The 19,690-nt window shown below is 74.5% G+C and carries 20 protein-coding genes; 10 read left to right on the top strand and 10 right to left on the bottom strand.

Features of this window, described 5'->3' with window-relative positions; translation table 11 throughout:
* Window positions 1-217 precede the first annotated feature (217 nt).
* Window positions 218-2,185, top strand: a complete 1,968-nt coding sequence (locus ACL02O_RS28970; RefSeq protein ID WP_412821347.1) for an endonuclease/exonuclease/phosphatase family protein — start codon at window positions 218-220, stop codon at window positions 2,183-2,185.
* Between the two features lie 63 nt (window positions 2,186-2,248).
* Here the strand turns inward: ACL02O_RS28970 and ACL02O_RS28965 are convergent, their stop codons facing one another.
* From ACL02O_RS28965 to cofC, 4 genes are read right to left on the bottom strand one after another with little or no spacing between them, the layout of a single operon-like run.
* Window positions 2,249-3,130, bottom strand: coding sequence for an NUDIX hydrolase (locus ACL02O_RS28965; RefSeq protein WP_412821346.1), 882 nt, complete (start codon window positions 3,128-3,130; stop codon window positions 2,249-2,251).
* A 40-nt stretch (window positions 3,131-3,170) separates the two neighbouring features.
* Entirely contained in the window at window positions 3,171-5,465 is a 2,295-nt protein-coding gene (locus tag ACL02O_RS28960) for an RNA degradosome polyphosphate kinase (RefSeq protein WP_412821345.1), read from the bottom strand.
* A 54-nt stretch (window positions 5,466-5,519) separates the two neighbouring features.
* Window positions 5,520-5,717 carry a cold-shock protein gene (locus ACL02O_RS28955; protein WP_412821344.1) on the bottom strand — a complete coding sequence of 66 codons (198 nt, stop codon included), beginning with the start codon at window positions 5,715-5,717 and terminating at the stop codon, window positions 5,520-5,522.
* A 53-nt stretch (window positions 5,718-5,770) separates the two neighbouring features.
* Window positions 5,771-6,415, bottom strand: coding sequence for a 2-phospho-L-lactate guanylyltransferase (cofC, locus tag ACL02O_RS28950; RefSeq protein WP_412821343.1), 645 nt, complete (start codon window positions 6,413-6,415; stop codon window positions 5,771-5,773).
* Window positions 6,416-6,528: 113 nt separating this feature from the next.
* On the opposite strand from cofC, the gene ACL02O_RS28945 reads away from it, so the two are divergent.
* The 5 genes from ACL02O_RS28945 (at window position 6,529) to ACL02O_RS28925 (ending at window position 11,625) form a co-directional block, all read left to right on the top strand.
* Entirely contained in the window at window positions 6,529-7,254 is a 726-nt protein-coding gene (locus tag ACL02O_RS28945; protein ID WP_412821342.1) for a lysophospholipid acyltransferase family protein, read from the top strand.
* A complete protein-coding gene (locus tag ACL02O_RS28940; protein WP_412821341.1) occupies window positions 7,251-8,258 on the top strand; it encodes an NAD(P)H-dependent glycerol-3-phosphate dehydrogenase in 1,008 nt (335 codons plus the stop codon). Before ACL02O_RS28945 ends, ACL02O_RS28940 begins: the two co-directional genes overlap by 4 nt.
* Window positions 8,259-8,265: 7 nt before the next feature.
* Window positions 8,266-9,381: a cystathionine gamma-lyase gene (locus ACL02O_RS28935; RefSeq protein WP_412821340.1), complete on the top strand. Its 1,116-nt coding sequence runs from the start codon at window positions 8,266-8,268 to the stop codon at window positions 9,379-9,381.
* Window positions 9,382-9,576: 195 nt separating this feature from the next.
* Window positions 9,577-10,377, top strand: coding sequence for a putative protein N(5)-glutamine methyltransferase (locus tag ACL02O_RS28930; protein WP_412821339.1), 801 nt, complete (start codon window positions 9,577-9,579; stop codon window positions 10,375-10,377).
* A 195-nt stretch (window positions 10,378-10,572) separates the two neighbouring features.
* Window positions 10,573-11,625 (top strand): ROK family protein, encoded by a 1,053-nt coding sequence (locus tag ACL02O_RS28925; RefSeq protein WP_412821338.1) that lies wholly within the window; start codon window positions 10,573-10,575, stop codon window positions 11,623-11,625.
* A gap of 13 nt (window positions 11,626-11,638) precedes the next feature.
* Here the strand turns inward: ACL02O_RS28925 and ACL02O_RS28920 are convergent, their stop codons facing one another.
* On the bottom strand, window positions 11,639-11,839 hold the full coding sequence (locus ACL02O_RS28920; protein ID WP_412821337.1) for a DUF397 domain-containing protein: 201 nt from the start codon (window positions 11,837-11,839) through the stop codon (window positions 11,639-11,641).
* A gap of 5 nt (window positions 11,840-11,844) precedes the next feature.
* Window positions 11,845-12,690 (bottom strand): helix-turn-helix domain-containing protein, encoded by an 846-nt coding sequence (locus ACL02O_RS28915; protein WP_412821336.1) that lies wholly within the window; start codon window positions 12,688-12,690, stop codon window positions 11,845-11,847.
* Window positions 12,691-12,982: 292 nt separating this feature from the next.
* Between ACL02O_RS28915 and ACL02O_RS28910 the strand changes: the two genes are divergently transcribed.
* Window positions 12,983-13,213, top strand: a complete 231-nt coding sequence (locus ACL02O_RS28910) for a hypothetical protein (RefSeq protein WP_412821335.1) — start codon at window positions 12,983-12,985, stop codon at window positions 13,211-13,213.
* Between the two features lie 81 nt (window positions 13,214-13,294).
* Here the strand turns inward: ACL02O_RS28910 and ACL02O_RS28905 are convergent, their stop codons facing one another.
* Window positions 13,295-14,560: an ATP-binding protein gene (locus ACL02O_RS28905; protein ID WP_412821334.1), complete on the bottom strand. Its 1,266-nt coding sequence runs from the start codon at window positions 14,558-14,560 to the stop codon at window positions 13,295-13,297.
* Window positions 14,561-14,596: 36 nt separating this feature from the next.
* Window positions 14,597-15,712: a tetratricopeptide repeat protein gene (locus ACL02O_RS28900; protein WP_412821349.1), complete on the bottom strand. Its 1,116-nt coding sequence runs from the start codon at window positions 15,710-15,712 to the stop codon at window positions 14,597-14,599.
* A gap of 253 nt (window positions 15,713-15,965) precedes the next feature.
* Here ACL02O_RS28900 and ACL02O_RS28895 point away from each other — a divergent pair, with 253 nt between their 5' ends.
* On the top strand, window positions 15,966-17,060 hold the full coding sequence (locus ACL02O_RS28895; protein WP_412821333.1) for a D-alanine--D-alanine ligase family protein: 1,095 nt from the start codon (window positions 15,966-15,968) through the stop codon (window positions 17,058-17,060).
* A gap of 86 nt (window positions 17,061-17,146) precedes the next feature.
* On the opposite strand, the gene ACL02O_RS28890 is transcribed toward ACL02O_RS28895, so the two are convergent.
* Window positions 17,147-17,758: a DUF3515 family protein gene (locus ACL02O_RS28890; RefSeq protein ID WP_412821348.1), complete on the bottom strand. Its 612-nt coding sequence runs from the start codon at window positions 17,756-17,758 to the stop codon at window positions 17,147-17,149.
* 9 nt (window positions 17,759-17,767) lie between these two features.
* The gene (locus tag ACL02O_RS28885; protein WP_148797835.1) at window positions 17,768-18,001 is read right to left on the bottom strand and encodes an Lrp/AsnC ligand binding domain-containing protein; all 234 of its coding nucleotides are present in this window, start codon (window positions 17,999-18,001) and stop codon (window positions 17,768-17,770) included.
* 162 nt (window positions 18,002-18,163) lie between these two features.
* Here ACL02O_RS28885 and ACL02O_RS28880 point away from each other — a divergent pair, with 162 nt between their 5' ends.
* Together ACL02O_RS28880 and ACL02O_RS28875 are read left to right on the top strand one after the other, a co-directional pair.
* A complete protein-coding gene (locus ACL02O_RS28880; protein ID WP_412821332.1) occupies window positions 18,164-19,111 on the top strand; it encodes a thiamine-phosphate kinase in 948 nt (315 codons plus the stop codon).
* A gap of 63 nt (window positions 19,112-19,174) precedes the next feature.
* Window positions 19,175-19,642, top strand: a complete 468-nt coding sequence (locus ACL02O_RS28875; RefSeq protein ID WP_412821331.1) for a GNAT family N-acetyltransferase — start codon at window positions 19,175-19,177, stop codon at window positions 19,640-19,642.
* The last annotated feature ends 48 nt before the right edge of the window (window positions 19,643-19,690 follow it).

Below are 19,690 nucleotides of genomic sequence, written 5' to 3'. Positions count from 1 at the left end.
GTGACCAAGAAGACGACGGCCGCGAAGAAGGCACCCGCGAAGAAGGCGCCCGCGAAGAAGGCCGCCACCCGGCGCTGACCGACCGTACGGCCTGGGGAAAGGGCGCTCACCGCTCGCGGTGAGCGCCCTTTCCCGTCGGTACGCGTTGACCGGCCCGCCGTCGCCCCGCAGAATCGCCGTGCCGAACACCCCCGTCGGTCACGAGAAGAGGGCGCCCGTGCGGCACCGTCACCTCCCCACCGTCGCGCTCGCGCTGGGCGTGGTGGTCCTGCTGGACCTGCTGCGGGTCTGGCTGCCTTCGGTCATCACCATCTTCGGCCGGGCGGCCGAGACCCCGGCCGAACTCCTCGGCGCCTTCGCGCTCGGCTGGTTCCTGCTCGCCCTGGCCGCGCCGGCGTTGGTACGCCGGCTCGGCGCCGGCCCGGTGGGCCTGCTGGCGGCCGGGGTGCTGGCCGTCGCCCGGCTCGCCCTGACCGCCGCGCCCGGCGGGCGACCCCAGCTCTGGCTGGCCTGTGCGGGGCTGCTCGCGGGCCTGGTCTGGCTCGCCGCCACCGCCGGGACGGTCGACCGTCCGGTGCCTGGGCTGGCGATCGGTCTGGCCGTCGCCGCCGTAGGCCACGCCCTGCTCGCCACCGAGGACCTGGTGTGGCGGGGTGGCGTGCTGGGCTGGGCCCTCAGCGCCCTGCTGGTCCTGGCCTTCCTGGCGGCGTCGGCGGGCTCCGGCGGAGGGTTCCCGGGGCGGCGGCGCCGCCCGCCCGGCTCGGCAGCTCCGGAAGCGCCCACCCCGCCGGCGCCGGACGGGCCGGGGACCGGACCGGCGGGGGCGCGGTCCTGGCTGCTCGCCGGCCCGGCGATGCTGCTGGCCGGCCAACTGGCGCTGGCCCCGGCGCTCTGGACCGCCGCTGGCTCCTACCGGCACGGCTCGGCCGACTTCCCCGGCCTCGGCCTCCCGCCCGACGGCCTGCCCGTGGTGTTCCCGGCGTACGCGGTCGGGTTGTTCCTGGCGGCGGCGCTCACCCGGCCCCCGGCCTGGCTCGGGCGGGCGGTCTGGCCGGCCGCCGTGCTCGTGGGCGCGGGGCTCTTCGCCGCCGACCGGCCGGGTTGGCTGGGCGCGGCGTACCTGCTCGCCGCCGTCGGCCTCGGCGGCTGCCTCGCCCGCACCGACGACGCTCCGCCGTCCGCGGTGGTCCCGGAGCGCGACGCCGGTGGCACCCGACGCGGCTACGCGGCCGTGGTCGGGATGCTGCTCTTCGCGGTCGCGTCGGTGGCCTACTACGCGGCCTACGACCTGGGTTATCCCAACGGCTGGGTGCCGGTGGCGGTGGCCGGGCTCGTCGCCGCGGCCGCCGTCACCGGGCCGGCGCCGGGCGGCCCGGCGCTGCGCGGGTGGCCCCGGTGGATCGCCGTGCTGGTCCTGACATTGCTGACCCCGGTGGCGGGCGTGGTGCACCGGCCGGCGCACCCGGTGCCGCCGCCCACCGCGCGGCCGGCGGCGGTACGGGTGACCGCGTACAACATCCGGATGGGGTTCGGGCTGGACGGCCGGCTCGACCTCGACGAGGTCGCCCGGGTCATCCGGGGCACCTACCCGGACGTGGTGCTGCTCAGTGAGGTGGACCGGGGCTGGCTGCTCAACGGCGGCCACGACACGCTCGGCCTGCTGGCGCGGCGGCTGCGGATGCCGTACGTCTTCGCCCCCGCCGCCGATCCGGTCTGGGGCGACGCGGTGCTGAGCCGCTACCCGGTGCGGTCCGGCCGGAGCCGGCCCCTTGCCGGGCACGGCGCGCCCACCGGGGCGCAGGCCCTCGGCGTCACGCTCGACCTCGGCGGCCGGGAACTCGCCGTGATCGCCACCCACCTGCAACCGCCGCCCGGGCAGGGGCCGGTGGCCCAGGCCCGCGAGGTCGCCGCCTTCGCCACCGGGTACGCGGCCGGCCGCCCGCTGGTGCTGGCCGGCGATCTGAACACCGAGCCGGGCGATCCGGCGTTCGTCGCGTTCACCGCGGCCGGCCTGGTGGACGCGCTGGCCGCCGCCCGGCCGCTGCCGACCAGCCCGGCCGACGACCCGCGCGAGCAGATCGACCACGTCTTCGTCTCGTCCGGCCTCACCACCGGCGACGTGGCGGCACCCCGCAGCACCGCGAGCGACCACCTGCCCGTGGCGGTGACCGTCGGCCTGCCGTGACCCGGGCCGCGCCGGCCGGACCAGCGTTGGAAGGGGCCGCAGGCGTCAACGGAGGCCCCTACCTCACAGCCGGTCGGCGGCGAGCAGCCGGTCCCCGGTGAAGGCGAGCAACCAACCGCCGCCCTTCGGGGTGGTGAAGTCGTCGGCGCGGCCGGTCAACCGTTCCAGCATGCCCGGGATCAGCTTGCCCTGGCTGCACACCGCGACCGGCTCGCCGGCCGCGCCCAGCTCGGTCAGCCGGGCCGCCCCGGCCAGCGCGCACTCCTCCGGCTGCTGGCCGGGCTGCGGCTCGTCCAGCTCGCCGGCGATCTCGATCGGCAGGTCCAGCAGGGCGGCCGCCGGGTCGAGGGTCTGCACGCAGCGGCGGGCCGAGGCGGAGAGCAGGCGTACCGGGCGGACCAGGGCGACCAGCCCGGCCAGCGCCTGCGCCTGCGCCCAGCCCTGCGCGTCCAGCGGCCGAGCGGTGTCCGGGCCGGTCCAGGTGCCCCGCTTGCCGGCATGGGCGTGCCGGACCAGCAGCACGGTGCCGGTCACCGGCGGCAGCGCCGCGAACGCGGCGAGCACCTCGGCGTCGTGCGGGTAGCTGACCAGGCGTGTCGCCGCGTCCACGGGGAGCCAGCGGACCTCGTCGACCTCGGTGTCGGGCTGGAACCCGCCGGTCGCGACGGCCCGCATCGACCAGTGGTCGACCGCCTTCGGCCGGCCCTCGCTGCGGTAGTGGACCGTGGGCAGGCGTACCTGCGGCACCACCCGGACGTCGGTCTCCTCGGCCACCTCTCGGACGGCGGCCCGCAGCGGGTGTTCGCCGGAGTCCAGCTTGCCCTTCGGCAGCGACCAGTCGCCGTACCGGGGACGGTGCACGAGGCAGACCTCCACCCCGGCCGCGCCCGGCCGCCAGGCAACCCCGCCCGCGGCCCGGATCAGCGCCGGTCCCTCGTCGCTCATCCGCTCACCGTAAGCCCGCCCGTCGCGCGCCGTGGACCGGTCAGCCCGCCGTCCCGCCCACCCGGTGCAACAGCAGCTCCTGCAGGTGGGTCAGCGGGGCCTCGTCGGTCCCGGTACGCCGGTGCCAGGTGCCGTCCCCGGCCAGCTCGAAGGCGTCCACGTCGGGGCTGAATGCGGCGGAGAGCACGTGGTCCAGCTCGGCCCGGGCCACCGGGTCGCTCACCTGGACCAGCGCCTCCACCCGGCGGTCCAGGTTGCGGTGCATCAGGTCCGCCGAGCCCATCCAGAACTCGGCGTCGCCGTTGTTGCCGAACCGGAAGACCCGGGAATGCTCCAGGAAGCGGCCGAGGATCGAGCGGACCCGGATGTTCTCCGACAGCCCCGGCACCCCGGGCCGCAGCGTGCACATGCCCCGGATCAGCAGGTCGACGTGGACGCCGGCCCGGGAGGCCCGGTAGAGCGCGTCGGTGACCTCTTCGTCGACCAGCGCGTTCACCTTGAACTGCACCAGGCCCGGCATGCCGAGCCGGACGTGTTCGATCTCCCGGTCGATCCGTTCGACCAGGCCGCGGCGGATGCCCTGCGGAGCCACCAGCAGCCGCCGGTACGCGGTCTGCCGGCTGTAGCCGGTGAGCACGTTGAACAGGTCGGTCAGGTCGGCGCCGATCTCCGGGTCGGCGGTGAGCATGCCGAAGTCCTCGTAGAGCCGGGCGGTCTTCGGGTGGTAGTTGCCGGTGCCGATGTGGCAGTAGCGGCGGATCTGGTTGCCCTCCTGGCGTACCACCAGCGCGGTCTTGCAGTGCGTCTTCAGCCCCACCAGGCCGTAGACGACGTGGCAGCCGGCGCGTTCCAGGGTGCGCGCCCAGCCGATGTTCGCCACCTCGTCGAAGCGCGCCTTCAGCTCCACCAGCACCACCACCTGCTTGCCGGCGGCGGCCGCGTCGACCAGCGCGTCGACGATTGGCGAGTCCCCGCTGGTGCGGTAGAGGGTCTGCTTGATGGCCAGCACGTTCGGATCGGCGGCGGCCTGCTCGACGAAGCGTTGCACGCTGGTCGCGAACGAGTGGTACGGGTGGTGCACCAGCACGTCACCGTCGCGCAGGGTGGCGAAGACGCTGCGTGGCACCTCGCCCTCGGTGAGCCGCGGGTGGGTGGCCGGCACGAACGGCGGGTCCTTCAGGTCGGCGCGGTCCGTCTCGCCGTACACCTGCCAGAGCGCGGACAGGTCGAGCAGGCCGCGGACCCGGAGCACGTCCTGGCCGTCCATGTCCAGCTCGCGGACCAGCAGCTCCAGCATGTGGTCGGAGATGGAGGCGGCGACCTCCAGCCGCACCGGCGGCCCGAACCGGCGGCGGGCCAGCTCCCGTTCGAGGGCCTGGAGCAGGTCCTCGTCGCGGTCCTCGTCCACCTCCACCTCGGCGTTGCGGGTGACCCGGAACAGGTGGCACTCGACCACCTGCATGCCGGAGAAGAGCTGCCCGAGATGTACCGAGATGAGGTCCTCCACCGGCAGGAAGCGCATCCCCGGCTGGTCGCGGGTGACCCGGACGAACCGGGGCACGTTGTTCGGCACCTTGACCCGGGCGAACAGCTCCGGGCCGCCGTCCGGGTCGCGGACCGACACGGCCAGGTTCAACGAGCGCCCGGAGATGTACGGGAACGGGTGCGCCGGGTCCACCGCGAGCGGGGTGAGCACCGGGAAGATGTGCTCCCGGAACCAGGTGCGCAGCCGTTCCCGTTCGGCGTCGTCCAGGTCGCTCCAGCGCAGGATCCGGATGTCCTCCTCGGCCAGCTTGGGCAGCACGTCGTCGACGAAGCAGGCGGCGTGCCGGGCCACCAGGTCGGCGGTCTTCTCCGCGATCAGCTCCAGTTGGGTGCGCAGCGGCAGCCGGTCGCCGCCGCGGACCGGCAGGCCGGCGGAGAGCCGGCGTTTCAACCCGGCCACCCGGACCATGTAGAACTCGTCGAGGTTGCTGGCGAAGATGGCCAGGAACTTGGCCCGCTCCAGCAGCGGGGTGCGCGTGTCCTCGGCCAGCGCCAGCACCCGGGCGTTGAAGTCGAGCCAGGAGAGTTCCCGGTTGAGGAAGCGGTCCTCGGGCAGGGGCTGCGCGGCCGGCGGCTCGACGTCCGGCCCGGGGCCGGGGCCCTCCACCGGGTCGAGCGACTCCTCCAGTCCGGCGGAGTCGGGGCCGGCGGGCGCGCCGGTGAGGTCCTCCTCGGGCGCCCGGAGCGGCCGGAACCGTCCGTCGGCGCCGCGGGGTCGGGCGCCGTTGCGGGGCGCGGTCGGGTCGAGAACGTCGGACGTGCGGTCGGGGTGCTCGCGAGGGGTGCTCACCACCTCATGATTCCCCGATATCGGTGAACAGAAAATGAACTCGGGGCAGGTCGATCAGGACATGGTCGGCAAAGTCACCCGGACGACCTCGCCGGCGGCGTTCCGCTCGATCCGGAGCCGCTGCCCGAGCCGGAGCAGCCGCAGCCCGGAGGCGTCGAAGGCGCGGGCCGGAAAGGGCAGCTCGGTGCCGTCGTCGAGGAGCAGCACCCCGCTGCGGGTCGACGCGTCGTAGGTGGCCACCGTGCCCTGCATGCCAGCACCGTAGCGGATCGCCGCGCCACCGGTGGCGGCCGTCCGGGGACCGGTCAGGCCGGGGCGGTGGCCGCGCGGGCGTCGAGCAGGGCGGCGGTGCGCGGACCCAGGCCCAGCCGGGCCGCCGCGGCCAGGTCGGCGGCGGTGTCCACGTCCCGGCGCAGGGTGGGCCAGTCGCCGAGCAGCGGCAGCGCCCCGCCGGCCGTGTGCGCCCCGGCGGAGCCCACCCCGAAGCGGGGATCCAGCACCACGCCGACCGGCGCGGCGAGCAGCACGGTGCCGGTGCCCGGGGCGTCGGCCACGAAGCCGGCCACCCCCGGCGGGCCGGTGGGGACGGCCCGCAGCGCCGCGGCCAGCTCGGCCGGGCGCAGCGCCGGCAGGTCCGCAGTGAGGCCGGCCACCGCGGCGCGCGGGCCGGCGACCGCCGCGCCGTGCCGGAAGGCCGCGTTCAACCCACCCGCCGGGTCCGGCGTCACCCGGGCGCCGGCCGAGGTGACCTCCGCGGCCACCCGGGGGTCGTCGGTGACCACCACCACCTCAACCACCACCGGGCAGGCGCGCACCGCCCGGACCGTGTCGGCCGCCAGGGCGAGCGCCAGCTCCTCATGGGGTACGCCGGACAGCGCGCCCCGCAGGCGGCTCTTCGCCGCCCCGAGGCGCTTCACCGGCACCACCACGGTCCAGCTCGGCTCGGGCACGTGGACATCCTGCCAGCCGCGCGGCGGTACCCTCACTGGCCGGACCTGGGGCGAGCAGGCATGATTTCGACGCGGGACGTGGGCGCGTGGTCGGGGCACGAGGAGGAGACAGGGTGGCGCGGCGGAAGGTGGGATTCTGGCCACGGTTAGCCGTGGTGCTGGTCAAGCCGGTGCTGACCGTGTGGACCCGGCGCACCTGGCGGGGCATGGAGCAGCTGCGTCGGGACGGCGGCATCATCATCGTGCCGAACCACGTCTCGCACGCGGACCCGCTGGTCTCGGCCCATTTCATCTACGACTCCGGGCGCTGGCCGCAGTACCTCGGCAAGGCCAGCGTGTTCCGGGTGCCGGTGATCGGCTGGATTCTGCACCGGTGTCGCCAGATCCCGGTGGAGCGGGGGACCGTCGACGCGGTCAAGTCGCTGGACAAGCTGGTCGACGCCCTGAACGAGGGGGGCGCCGTGGTGATCTACCCAGAGGGGACGATCACCCGCGAACCGGACCTTTGGCCGATGAAGGGGAAGACCGGTGCGGCGCGGCTGGCGTTGGCGACCGGCGCGCCGGTGATCCCGGTCGCGATGGTCGGACCGGAGAAGATGTTCGACCCGAAGGCCGCCCGGCTGCGGCTGCGCCCCCGGACCCCGGTGACCGTGGTGGCCGGCCCGCCGGTCGACCTGAGCCGCTGGGCCGGCGCCACCCCGTCCCGGGCGATCCTCGAAGAGATGACCGAGACCATCATGCTGCGGATCCGTGACCTGGTCGCCGAGATCCGCGGCGGCACCCCACCCCCGCTCTGGGAGCGTCCCGCTCGCACCCGCACCCCCGAGGTGACCGAGTGACCGGGCATGTCGCGGTGCTGGGCGCGGGTTCCTGGGGGACGGCCTTCGCCAAGATCCTCGCCGATGCCGGCCGGGACGTGACCATCCTGGCCCGGCGGCGGGCCGTGGCCGACGCGATCCGGACCGGGCGCCGCAACCCGGACTACCTGGCGGACGTGCGGCTGCCCGACCGGGTCACCGCGACCGGGGACGCCGAGGAGGCGATCGCCGGGGCCGAGGTCGTGGTGCTCTCCGTGCCGTCCCAGACGCTGCGGGCCAACCTCGCCGAGTGGACCCCGTACCTGGATCCGGACGCCACGCTGGTGTCGCTGATGAAGGGCATCGAACTCGGCACCACCAAGCGGATGAGCCAGGTGATCATGGAGACCGCCGGGGTGCCCGCCGACCGGGTGGTCGTCGTCTCCGGGCCCAACCTGGCCCCGGAGATCGCCGCCGAGCAGCCGGCCGCCACCGTGGTCGCCGGCACCGACAACCGGCGCACCGCCCTGGTCCAGTCGTCGATCCGCACGCCGTACTTCCGCCCGTACACCAACGACGACGTGATCGGCTGCGAGCTGGGCGGGGCGGTGAAGAACGTGATCGCCCTGGCGTACGGGATCGCCACCGCGATGGGCTTCGGCGACAACACCCGGGCCATGCTGATGACCCGGGGCCTGGCCGAGACCGCCCGGCTGGGCGTGGCGCTCGGTGCCGACCCGATCACCTTCGCCGGGCTGGCCGGCATGGGCGACCTGGTCGCCTCCTGCTCCTCGCCGCTGGCCCGCAACCGCACCTTCGGCGAGCACCTGGGCCGGGGGGACACGTTGGAGCAGGCCCAGACCGCCACCCGGCAGACCGCCGAGGGCGTCAAGAGCTGCCTGTCCATCCGGGACCTGGCCCGGGCGCACGGCGTGGAGATGCCGATCACCGAGCAGATCGAGCGGATCTGCCACGAGGGGATGAACCCGCGCCTCGCCGTGGACGCCCTGATGAGCCGGACCGCGAAGCCCGAGTCGTACGAGTGAGGCGGCGATGACCGAGTGGGGTGACGGCACCCGCAGCGTCCACGCCGGGCTCCCGGCGCCGGAGCCGGGACAGCCGTTCCTGCCCGGTCCGGTCTTCGCCGCGCCCTACCACCTCGACCCCTGGCGGGGCCCGGCGGCGACGCCCAACGGGTACGGCCGGCCGGACAACCCCACCCGGCGGCTGCTGGAGGCCGCCATCGGCGAGCTGGAGGGCGGGGACTGCCGGGTCTTCGCCAGCGGCCAGGCGGCCATCACCGGGCTGCTGCTGGCGCTGCTGCGTCCCGGCGACACCGTGCTGCTCCCCGCCGACGGGTACTTCCCGGTGCGCGCCTTCGCCACCGCCACCCTGGAGGGCATCGGGGTACGCGTCGGGTTCGTGCCCACCGCCGGCCCGTACCCGTCGTTCTCCGGTGTCCGGCTGGTGCTGCTGGAGACCCCGGCGAACCCGGGCCTGGACGTGGCGGACCTGCCGGCGCTCACCGCCGCGGCGCACGCCGCCGGAGCCCTCGTCGCGGTGGACAACACCACCGCCACCCCGCTGGGGCAGCGCCCGCTGGAGCTGGGCGCCGACGTGGTGGTCGCCTCCGGCACCAAGGCCCTCACCGGCCACTCCGACCTGCTGCTCGGGTACGTGGCGACCCGCTCCGCCGAGCTGCTCGACCCGGTGACCGCCTGGCGGACCATGACCGGCGGGGTGCCCGGCGCGTTCGACTGCTGGCTGGCCCACCGTTCGCTGGCGACCGTGGACCTGCGGCTGGCCCGGCAGGCGGCCAACGCGGAGGCGCTCACCCGGTTGCTCGCCGGGCGCGCGGACGTGACCGGGCTGCGCTGGCCGGGGTGGCCCGAGGACCCGGGATACCCGGTGGCTTCGGCGCAGCTGCGCCGGATGCCGGGGGTGCTCTCCTTCGACCTGGGCGACGCCGCCCGGGTGGCCCGGTTCCTCCACGCGTCCCGGCTGGTCGCCGCGGCCACCTCGTTCGGCGGGCTGCACACCACGGCGGACCGGCGGGCCCAGTGGGGCGACGACACCGCTCCCGGCTTCGTGCGGCTCTCCTGCGGCATCGAGGACCCGGCCGACCTGGTGGCCGACGTGGCCGCCGCGCTGGACGCCAGCGCGGACTGACGCCGCCGTACCGGCGCCGAGGGCGCCCGGCGGCGGCTCCGCTAAGGTAACCGGCAGCCATGGCCCCCCGCGTGGGCCCGACCGGAGGAGGTGAGACCGATCCACCAGCGAAGGAACGGCGCTCCCTCCGTGTCCGCGTCGCCCAAGGGTTAGGCGACGTCGGGAGCGCCGACGAGCGTTCCCGAAAGGCATCCCATGGCACTGTCGCACTCCGACCGTTCCGCACTCGTCCAGCGGCTGCGCGCCGCCGGTTGCGTCTACGCCGAGGACGAGGCGGACCTGTTGATCGCCGCCGCCGACTCGGCCGCGGCCCTCACCGAACTGATCGACCGCCGGGTCGCCGGCCGGCCGCTGGAGCACCTGCTCGGCTGGGCCGAGTTCTGCGGGCTGCGGGTTGCCGTCGACCCCGGGGTGTTCGTGCCCCGCGGGCGTACCGCCCTGCTGGTCGCCGCCGCGGCGGCGGTCGCCGGTCCGGCGCCGGCCGTGCTGGACCTCTGCTGCGGGTCGGGCGCCGCCGCACTGGTGCTGCACGGCCGGCTCGCGCCGCGCTGGCTGGCCGCGGCCGACCTCGACCCCGCCGCTGTGGCATGTGCCCGGCGCAACCTGACCCCGCTCGGCGTGCCGGTCTACCAGGGCGACCTGTTCGTGCCGGTGCCGGGCGAGTGGCGGGGCCGGCTGGACCTGGTGGTCGCGAACGCCCCGTACGTGCCGAGTGAGGCGGTGGCGCTGCTGCCGGCCGAGGCGCGGCTGCACGAGGCGCCGCTGGCCCTGGACGGCGGGGTCGACGGGCTGGCCGTGCTGCGCCGGGTGGCGGCCGGCGCGGCCGAGTGGCTCGCCCCGGGCGGGCACCTGGCGGTCGAGGTCAGCGCCGGCCAGGCCGCGGCGCTCTGCGCGGTGCTGGCCGAGGCTGGCCTGGTGCCGACGGTGGTGCACGACGACGATCTGGACGCCACCGCCGTCACGGCCCGCCGCCCCGGGCGGACCCTGCCGCGGTGACCGCCGGTCGCCGCGGCCGAGCGTCATCCCGGCCCCGGCGAGCCCCGACTCGTGCGGACGGACCGTGCGGGTCGCCAGACGCCCGTCGGGCTGTCGGGCCGGCGGGTCGGGCTGGGCGGTGGGTGGCGGTCCGAGGCGTGGCGGGCCGGTGAACACCGAACTAGCCTCAGGTGAGGCTCGGTGGGAGGGGTGGCCGTGGGCAGCGCGGATGTGCCGGTTGTGGTGGGGTTGGACAACGGTGGGAACAGCAACAACGCCACCGTCCTGACCCTCGATGGTCGGTTCCTGGTGGACGGGCTGGTGGAGATCGCGAGCGAGGTGCAGGCCGGCCCGGAAGCGGCGATCGAGGCTCTGGCCCGGGCGTTCGACGGCGTGCTGGCGCTGACCGGGGTGCCCCGGGAATCCGTCCGCGCGGTCGGGCTGGACACCCCCGGTCCGGCGAGCGCCACCGGCGTGATCTCCTCGCGCGGCTCCACCAACTTCTCGCAACCGGCCTGGCGGGGGTACGACGTCCGCAGCGCGTTGGAGCGCCGGCTGGGCCTGCCGGTGGTCTACGCCAACGACGGCAACGCGGCGGCCCTGTACGCGCATCACATCCACTTCGGAGCGGACGCCATGCGCCGGTCCTCCGTCGCGGCCATCGTCGGCACCGGGCTCGGTGGCGGGGTGGTGGAGGCCGGCCGGGTGGTTGCCGGCGCGGCCGGGATGGCGGGCGAGCTCGGGCACGTGCACATCCCGCTCGACGGGCTGCTCGGCCCGGATCAGCCGGTACCCGCCTGCGCCTGCGGCTTCAGCGGGGACGCGGAGAGCGTCGCCTCGCTGACCGCGATCGAGCAGAACCTGCTTCCGTACTGGCTGGGGCGGTTCCCGGGGCATCCGCTGGCTGCGGAGGAGCCGGGCCGGGCGGCCAAGCTGGTCCGCGGCTACGGCGAGCGGGGCGACGCGCTGGCGCGGGAGGTCTTCACCCAGCAGGCGGCGGCCCTGGGGCGGCTCTTCACGATCGCGGCGAACTTCACCGACCCGCACGCGTACTTCGTCGGCGGCGGGGTGGTCGAGGCGGCGCCGGAGTTCCGTGACTGGTTCCTGGCCACGGTGCAGGAGCACACCGTGCTCCGGGCCGAGCAGGCCGCCGTGGCCACCTTCGCCCTGGTGCCCGACCGGGACATGGCCGGCGCCCGGGGGGTGGCCATCGCCGCCCTGGAGGCCGTCGAGGCCGGCTCCGCAACCGGTCCGTTGGTCGCCGGCTGAACTGCGGGCCCGGTCAGGGGCGCGGCGGCCTTCCGGCGAAGGCGGCCCAGGCGGCCCGGGAGAAGACCAGCACCGGGCCGGCCGGGTCCTTGGAGTCGCGGACGGCGACCGACTCCGCCACGGGCGACATCTCGACGCACGCACCCTCGTCGCCGCTGTGGCTGCTCTTGCGCCAGCCGGTCGCCGGCGGGCGTGGGTTGTTCGTGCCGTTCATGGTGTCTACCTCTCGTTCAGCAGGCGGAGGAGCTGGTCCCGGCTGGCCGCCGGGCTCAGCGCCACGGTCCGCAGGTGCCCCATGATCTTCGTGCAGGTACGCAGGTCGCTCGGCCGGTCCAGAATCATCTGCCCGGCTACCGTCTCCACCGAGGCGATCATCGGGTCCTCCGGGTCGGCGAACTCCAACATGTGCAGCGAGCCCCGGGTGCCCCGGTGGTAGCCCGCCGCCAGCGGGATCACCTGCACGGTGATGTTGGGCAGTTCGGCCGCCTTCAACAGGTGTCGGAGCTGGCCCGCCATCACCGATCGGTCGCCGACCGGACGCAGCAGTGCGCCCTCGTCGATGATGGCGTCGAAGATCGGCGGATCGTCACCCGTGAGCCGTTGCTGCCGGTCGAGTCGCAGGTGGACGCGCTGCTCCACCTGCTCGTCGCTGAGGGTGTGCGGACCGCCGCGCATCACGCCGCGGATGTAGTCGGCGGTCTGGAGCAGGCCGGGCACCACTGAGGGCTCGAAGTTGGCGATTCCGGTCGCCTCCGCCTCCAGGGCGATGAAGTCGATGGTCCGCCGGTCCAGCAGGTACGAGTAGGAGACCCACCAGCCGGGCTTGCGGGCGTCCTTGGCGAGCTCCACCGCCGCCGCGATCTCATCGGGGCTCACTCCGTAGAGGGTGAGCAGCGCGCGCACGGTCGCCGGGCTGACCAGGGTCTGCGCGTTCTCGTACCGGGACAGGGTGCTCCGGGTGCTGTTGATCTCGTCGGACGCGACCTCGAGGGTCAGGCCGGCGGCTTCCCGGTGGGTACGCAGGGCGATGCCGAGCCGCCGGGCCCGGGCTGTTTTCGGCGCCATGCATCGATGGTCGCACATCAATGGGAGGTTCGGCGTGAGAGAAACTCGATGAGAGTTGCAGTCACGCGTGTCCACCTGTCAATCTGTGACGGCGTCCTCACCGCCGGTTGTCGTGGCGACGGTGGTGGTGAGCGAACGAAAGGGATGGGGCGCGCGGTGATCGGGTCTTTCTCCCCCACGACCCGATCGCCGCGTGCCCTCACCTCCCGAGGAGAGTTCATCGGCGAGGAGGCGCGGAGGCGAGTGGCATGACGGTGACCGGTTGCCGCCCACCGGGCCAAGGTGGCGGGGGATGACCCGGTTCCTGGTGGTTCTCACCGACGTCCGGCCCTTAAAGGGGATGGAGCGCAACGAGCGGACGAGCCCCGAGCGTCGCCGGCAGGTGGTCGGGGCGAGCAGCCGTGAGGCGGCGGACCGGATCGCCGGCGCTTTCATGGCTCTCGGGATGGTCCGCGCGGGACGGCAGCGCGTCAAGGTCATCGCGGTGGGGCGCCGCCCGAAGGTCTCCACGCACGTGGCTTGACTCCACCCCGCCTCCGGACCCGGCCGAGGGAGGCGGGGCGCCGGACGGCCGGTGGCAGGTCCCGCCACCGGCCGTCCGGCCTCACAGCAGCTTGCGCCGCTTCAGGTAGCCGACCAGGTCGTCGTAGACACCACCCTCGTTGGCGAACATCGCAACGTTGCGGGCGGTCGACAGCCAAGGCCGGGTCGACGGGCGCACCTCCTTGAGTGCCCGGTCCAGGTCCCGCTGCTCGATCATCCGGACCTCGCCGGTCCGTACCGAGTCCGCCATCGCGAACTCGGCCGCGGTCTCGCACAGGTGGGCCAGGTCGGCGCCGGAGAAGTCCTCCGTCGCCGCGACCAGCCGGCGCAGGTCGATGTTGGCGATCGGGCGCTCGCGCAGGTGATACTCCAGGATCGCGGCCCGGGCCTCGGCGTCCGGCGGTAGCACCAGCACCATCCGGTCCAGCCGCCCCGGCCGGCGCAGCGCCGGGTCGACGTCCCACGGCGTGTTCGTCGCGGCCAGCACGAAGACGCCGTCGTTGTCGCCCTCCATGCCGTCCAGTTCGGCCAGGAGTTGGTTGCCCAGGGTACGCATCGAACTCGACGAGACCTGCGACCGCTTGTGGCCCAGTGCGTCGACCTCGTCGAGGAAGAGCACGCAGGGCGCGTTGCGCCGGGCCGCCTGGAACAGCTCGTGCAGGTTCCGCTCCGAGTTGCCGATCCACATGTCCAGCACGTCCACGATGGACAGTGAGAGGAACTTCGCCCCCATCTCGCCGGCCACCGCCCGGGCCAGGAAGGTCTTGCCGCAACCGGGCGGGCCGTAGAGCATCAGCCCCCCGCGCAGGCTCTTGCCGTACATCCGGCGCAGCTCCGGGTTGCGCAGCGGGCCCAGGAAGGCCAGCTCCAGGCGCTCCTTCACCGCCGACATGCCGCCCACGTCGGCCAGCCGCACCGAGGAGGACTCCACGTCGTACACCCGGTCGGCGTCACCGCGGACCGGCTCCGGCTCGTCGCCGGCCGGGGCGAAGCGCGGCGGCACGACGTCGGCAAGCTCCTGCGCGTACGCGGCCAGCGGGTCGTCACCGGGCGGCGGCCCGTCCGCGGCGGTTCGCTGCGCCGGCGGCGTCGCTGCCTCGGCCGGGGTGGCCGGGGCCGGCGCGGGTGCGCCGAGGGCGCGCCGCATCAGGGCCTGGGCTTGCGCATCCCCTGGGTCTCGCGCGAGTGCCTGCCCGGCCTGCGCGACGGCTTCCGCGGCCCGGCCCTGGTCGAGCAGCAGCCCGGCCAGGTGCAGTCGCAGCGGCAGGTCGTCGGGGCGGGCGGCGAGGGCGGCCAGCAGGCTGTCGATGAGGGCGTCGGAGCTCACAGGACGAGGAGCGTAGCGGCCGTGGTGTGGCCGCGCTCATCCTCGTGCCCTCGCGGCGGCAGCCGGCACCCGCCGCCGACGCAACGCGACCCCGGCTCGATAAAGGCCCAGCGTCGCCCGGAACGAGAGCCGGACCAGGAGAATCAGCACCCGCCGGCCCAGCAGCTCGACGAGCCGGGCACCGAATCCGACAAGGGTGACCAGCAGCGCGGCCCACCACATCCGTTCGGCGACGCCGCCGGGTGCCGGCCGGTACGCGCTGAGGAGCAGGGTGAGCGCGGCCGCCGCGACCATCGCCGGCCAGAGCATCACCGCGGGACGGAGGCGGTCGCTGCGCAGGCGCCAACGCACCGGCGCCGGCTGCGCCCGCCAGGCCCGGACACCCACCAGGGTGAGGCCGGCCAGCAGCGCCAGGGCCGTGGCGAGGGCGACTGGTCGACGCCACGGCCCGGCCAGCACGGTGAAGAGGGCGACGTGCAGCAGCGTCGCGGCGGCGAACACGTCGAAGAGCCGCCACAGCATCGCGTGGACGACCCGGCGGTGGGCGGTGCCGACGAGACGGTCGTCGGGCCTTCCGGCCAGCACCTCGGTGAACCCCCGCGCGGCGCGGTCCGGCCGCTCCCGGGTCAGCTCCACGACGGCCAGGTTGTGCAGCGCCACCTGGTTACCGGGATCCAGTTCCAGCGCCCGCAGGCAGGCCCGACGGGCGGCGGTCAGTTCGCCGGTACGCAACCGCACCCGGGCGTCGACCAGGTGGGCGTCGGCCTCCTCGGGCGCCAGCCGCAGCGCCGCGTCCGCCGCCAACCGGGCCGACAGCACCGACCATGCGCCGAGCCGCTGCACCTGCACCTCGGCCAGCGCCGCGTGGGCCCGCCACTCCGTGGGCGCCGCCACGATCGCCGCTCGCGCGGATTCGGCGGCTGCCCGCCGGTGCTTCAGAGCCGCCAGCGCCACCGCCCGCTGCCGCAGCGCCCATTCGTGGCGGGGAGCGACCGCCAGCACCCGTTCCGCCGTGGCCACCGTGCTCGCCGGGTCTCCGGCCAGGCTGTAGCAGCGGGCCAGCAGGCAGAGTGCCTCCACGTCACCCGGGTGGTCCGCCACGACCGTGCCGAGCTCGGCGATGGCTTCGCGCCAGCGACCGAGCTCCAACAGCCCGCGGGCCCGCCCTACGTGTCGATCCCTGGTGTCCGTGGCGCACCTCCGTCGTCGGTCGACACACTAGAGGTATTGAACGAGCCGCCCGGGTGGTTACTCCCCGTATATGGGCTGCTGACCGGATGCGCCGCGGCGTGCCGGGTCCCCGGGTATCGGCTGCCGGTGCTCGCCACGCACAGTAAGGTCAACCGGGTGAGCGCCACGGGCGAGCACGGCCGGCCGCAGTCGCTAACGAAGAGGTGACCTACCAGTGACCACCCCAGGCAAGACCCGTGTGGCGATCGTCTTCGGCGGGCGCAGCCCCGAGCACGGCATCTCCTGCGTCAGCGCGGGAAGTGTGCTCGGCGCGCTGGACCCGGACGAGTTCGAGGTGGTGCCGGTCGGGATCACCCGGCAGGGCCAGTGGGTGCTCGCCAGCGGCGACCCGGGCCAGCTCGCCATCACCGACCGCAAGCTGCCGGAGATCACCTCCGGCTCCGGCGCCGAGCTGGTGCTGCGCGCCGACCCGGCGGTGGGCGGTCTGATGGTCCTCGATCCGGCGCAGGGGCCGCGGGCCCTCGCCGACGTGGACGTGGTCTTCCCGGTGCTGCACGGCGCGTACGGCGAGGACGGCACCATCCAGGGGATGCTGGAGATGGCCGACATCCCGTACGTCGGGGCGAACGTGTTCGCCTCCGCGGCCGCCATGGACAAGGAGTTCACCAAGAAGCTCTGCGTCGCCGAGGGCATCCCGGTCGGCCCGTACGTGGTGCTGCGCAACGGGATGACCATGACCGAGGAGGACAAGGAGCGCCTCGGCCTGCCGGTCTTCGTGAAGCCGTCCCGGGCCGGCTCCTCCTTCGGCATCACCAAGGTCGACGACTGGTCGCAGCTCGACGCGGCGGTCGCCACCGCCCGGGAGATCGACACCAAGGTGCTGGTGGAGGGTGCCATCGTCGGTCGCGAGATCGAGTGCGGCGTGCTGGAGGGCGAGGCCGGGGGAGCGCCCGAGGCGTCGGTGCTGGCCGAGGTGCGGGTGATCTCCGGTCACGACTGGTACGACTTCGAGGCCAAGTACATCGACGACGCCTGCGAGTACGACATCCCGGCGAACCTGCCCGAGCGGGTCACCCGCCAGGTTCAGGAGTACGCCGCCCGCGCCTTCACCGCGCTGGACTGCTCCGGCCTGGCCCGGGTCGACTTCTTCGTCACCCCGGAGCTGGACGTCTACCTCAACGAGATCAACACCATGCCCGGCTTCACCTCGACCTCGATGTTCCCCCGCATGTGGGCCGCCAGCGGCCTGGAGTACCCGAAGCTGGTCAACCGCCTCATCCGCACCGCCCTGCGCCGCGCCGGCCGCTGACCAAGATTCGCCCTGATTCACGGAAAGAGTGGCCATTCCCGCTCGGGAGGCCACTCTTTCCGTGAATCAGCGCGAGGTGGGTGGGGTCAGGCGGAGCAGCCCGACGGGGCGGTCTTCGCCGACGGGACCGAGGAGACGATCGCGTCGGCGATCGGGGTGACCCACTGGAGGGGCTGCGCGTACTCCTTCGGGACGCGGACCCGGACGGGGGTCTGCCGGTCGACGGTGACCAGCACCGTGGCGTCGGCCTCCTCGGTGGCGTGCCAGCACACCTTGTTGACCGACCACACCTCGTCGGTGGGCTGCACGAGCGGCGGGGTGCCACCGCAGGCCACGGTCAGGGCCGGGTCGCCGTACGCGGCGTTCTGCTCGGCGCCGGCGGTGACCGGCCGCTGGGCCAGGTTGCGCACGCTCGCCGGGAGCTGCGACATCAGCGCCCGGCACTCGGTCGCGGCCCGGTCCGCCAGGGTCGGCGCGGGCATCTCGACCGGAGTGGTCGACTGCGGCCGGGCGGCGCTCGCCGAGGCGCTGGGCGAGGCGTCCGGCTCCGCCGGGGCGAGCTTGGCGAAGGTGAACCCGGCCACCGCCAGGGTGACCGGCACCGCGATCAGGGTCGCCCAGAGCGCGGCGCCGCGGGTCGACCGGTCGCCGCGTGGGGCGGCCGGGCGGGATTCGTCGGGAGCGGGGGAGGAAGTGATCTCGTCCACTTACAGGCGCACCACCGAACACGTGAGGGTGCGGGTGATGCCGGGCACCATCTGCACCTTGCTGACGATGAGTTTGCCGAGCTCGTCGACGGTGTTCGCCTCGGTGAGGACGACCACGTCGTACGGCCCGGTGACGGCGTCGACCCGTACCACGCCGGTAAGGTCCGCGATCTGCCCGGCCACGTCACGCGCCCGACCGACCTCGGTCTGGATGAGGATGTACGCCTGTACCACGACTCGACCTCCGTCCGTCGCCGCCTGGGGCGGCCCGAAGGGTGAAACTACCCTACGGAGCAGGTCCGATCCCTATCGGTGGTCGGTTGGACGCGGTGAGCGAACGCACACCGGGTCGTGGTGACGGGGCTGCGGAATGCGCGAGCGCGACGAGGGGACGGAATGACTGTCGCGGGTGTGGGGGAGTTCGGACTGATCGACCGGGTGACCGCCCGGCTGACGTACGGGGAGAGCTGCCTGCTCGGCCCCGGTGACGACGCGGCGGTCGTCGCGGCGCCGGACCGGCGGGTGGCGGCCTCAACCGACGTGCTGGTCGAGGGGCGGCACTTCCGGCGGGACTGGTCCGGGGCGCGGGACGTCGGCCACCGGGCGGCAGCGGCCAACCTGGCCGACATCGCCGCGATGGGGGCCACCCCGACCGCCCTGCTGGTCGCCCTCTGCCTGCCGGCGCAGCTGGACACCGCCTGGGCCGAGGAGTTGGCCGACGGGCTCGCCGCCGAGGCGGCCCTGGTCGGCGCGAGCGTGGTCGGGGGTGACATGTCGGCCAGCCCGACACTGACCATCGCGGTGACCGCCCTGGGTGACCTGGCCGGCCGGCCACCGGTGGTCCGCTCCGGAGCCCACCCCGGGGACGTGGTGGCCATGGCCGGGCGGACCGGCTGGGCGGCGGCCGGATACACCGTGCTGTCGCGCGGCTTCCGGACGCCCCGGCTGCTGGTCGAGGCGTTCCGCCGTCCCGAGGTGCCGTACCCGGCCGGACCGGAGGCCGCCCGCGCCGGCGCCACCGCCATGATCGACGTCTCGGACGGGCTGTTGGCCGACCTGGGGCACGTGGCGAAGGCCAGCCGGGTGGCGATCGACGTCCGCCGGGACGCGTTCGAGGTGCCCCGGCAGATGCTCGACGCCGCGCAGGCGCTCGGCGTCGACCCGTACTCCTGGATTCTGACCGGGGGTGACGACCACGCCCTCGCGGCGACCTTCCCGGCGACCGCGACGCTGCCCGCCGGCTGGCGGCCGATCGGCCAGGTGACCGAGGGCGCCGGGGTGACCGTGGACGGCGCGGCGTATGAGGGTCCCGCCGGATGGGACCACTTCCGCCGGAACGAGTGATCTGCGTCCGACGTGGGCGGTCGGGACCCGTCCGGGCCCGGCCCCGGCCGTACCCTTCATGTCGTGAGTGAGATCGAGATCCGGGCGCGGCGCTTCGACGCGCCCGAGTCGCAGGCGCTGATCCGGTCGGCCCTGGCCGACCTTGGCGAGCGGTACGGCGGCAGCGGCGACGACACCCCGGTCGACGCGGCGGAGTTCGAGCTTCCCGGCGGCGCGTTCGTGGTCGCCTATCTCGACGGGCAGCCGGTGGGCTGCGGCGGCTGGCGCAGCCACGGCGACGACGGCGAGACGGCCGAGCTGAAGCGGATGTACACCGCGCCGGCCGCCCGGGGCCGGGGCGTCGCCCGCTCGGTCCTGGCGGCGGTCGAGGAGTCGGCGCGCGAGCAGGGCCGCAAGCGGATCATCCTGGAGTGCGGCGACAGGCAGCCCGAGGCGATCGCGATGTACACCTCGTCCGGCTACGAGCGGATCGCGAACTTCGGCTTCTATCGGGACGCCCCCGGCTGCCTCTCGTTCGGCCGCACCCTCTGACCCTGTCCCCGGGACCCGCCCCGTAGCCCGATCGTGCGGGTCGACCGT

This window comes from Micromonospora mangrovicola (assembly GCF_047200535.1).
Taxonomy (GTDB): Bacteria; Actinomycetota; Actinomycetes; order Mycobacteriales; family Micromonosporaceae; genus Micromonospora.
This window is presented reverse-complemented; position numbering and strand designations above follow the sequence as displayed.

What these genes read in the sequence shown, in the direction of transcription:
- ACL02O_RS28920 (WP_412821337.1), bottom strand. Translation starts at nt 11,839, where the DNA reads ATGAACGGCACGAACAACCCACGCCCGCCGGCGACCGGCTGGCGCAAG.
- ACL02O_RS28910 (WP_412821335.1), top strand. Translation starts at nt 12,983, where the DNA reads ATGACCCGGTTCCTGGTGGTTCTCACCGACGTCCGGCCCTTAAAGGGG.
- ACL02O_RS28880 (WP_412821332.1), top strand. Translation starts at nt 18,164, where the DNA reads ATGACTGTCGCGGGTGTGGGGGAGTTCGGACTGATCGACCGGGTGACC.
- ACL02O_RS28965 (WP_412821346.1), bottom strand. Translation starts at nt 3,130, where the DNA reads ATGAGCGACGAGGGACCGGCGCTGATCCGGGCCGCGGGCGGGGTTGCC.
- ACL02O_RS28915 (WP_412821336.1), bottom strand. Translation starts at nt 12,690, where the DNA reads ATGGCGCCGAAAACAGCCCGGGCCCGGCGGCTCGGCATCGCCCTGCGT.
- ACL02O_RS28935 (WP_412821340.1), top strand. Translation starts at nt 8,266, where the DNA reads ATGACCGAGTGGGGTGACGGCACCCGCAGCGTCCACGCCGGGCTCCCG.
- ACL02O_RS28930 (WP_412821339.1), top strand. Translation starts at nt 9,577, where the DNA reads ATGGCACTGTCGCACTCCGACCGTTCCGCACTCGTCCAGCGGCTGCGC.
- ACL02O_RS28955 (WP_412821344.1), bottom strand. Translation starts at nt 5,717, where the DNA reads ATGCAGGGCACGGTGGCCACCTACGACGCGTCGACCCGCAGCGGGGTG.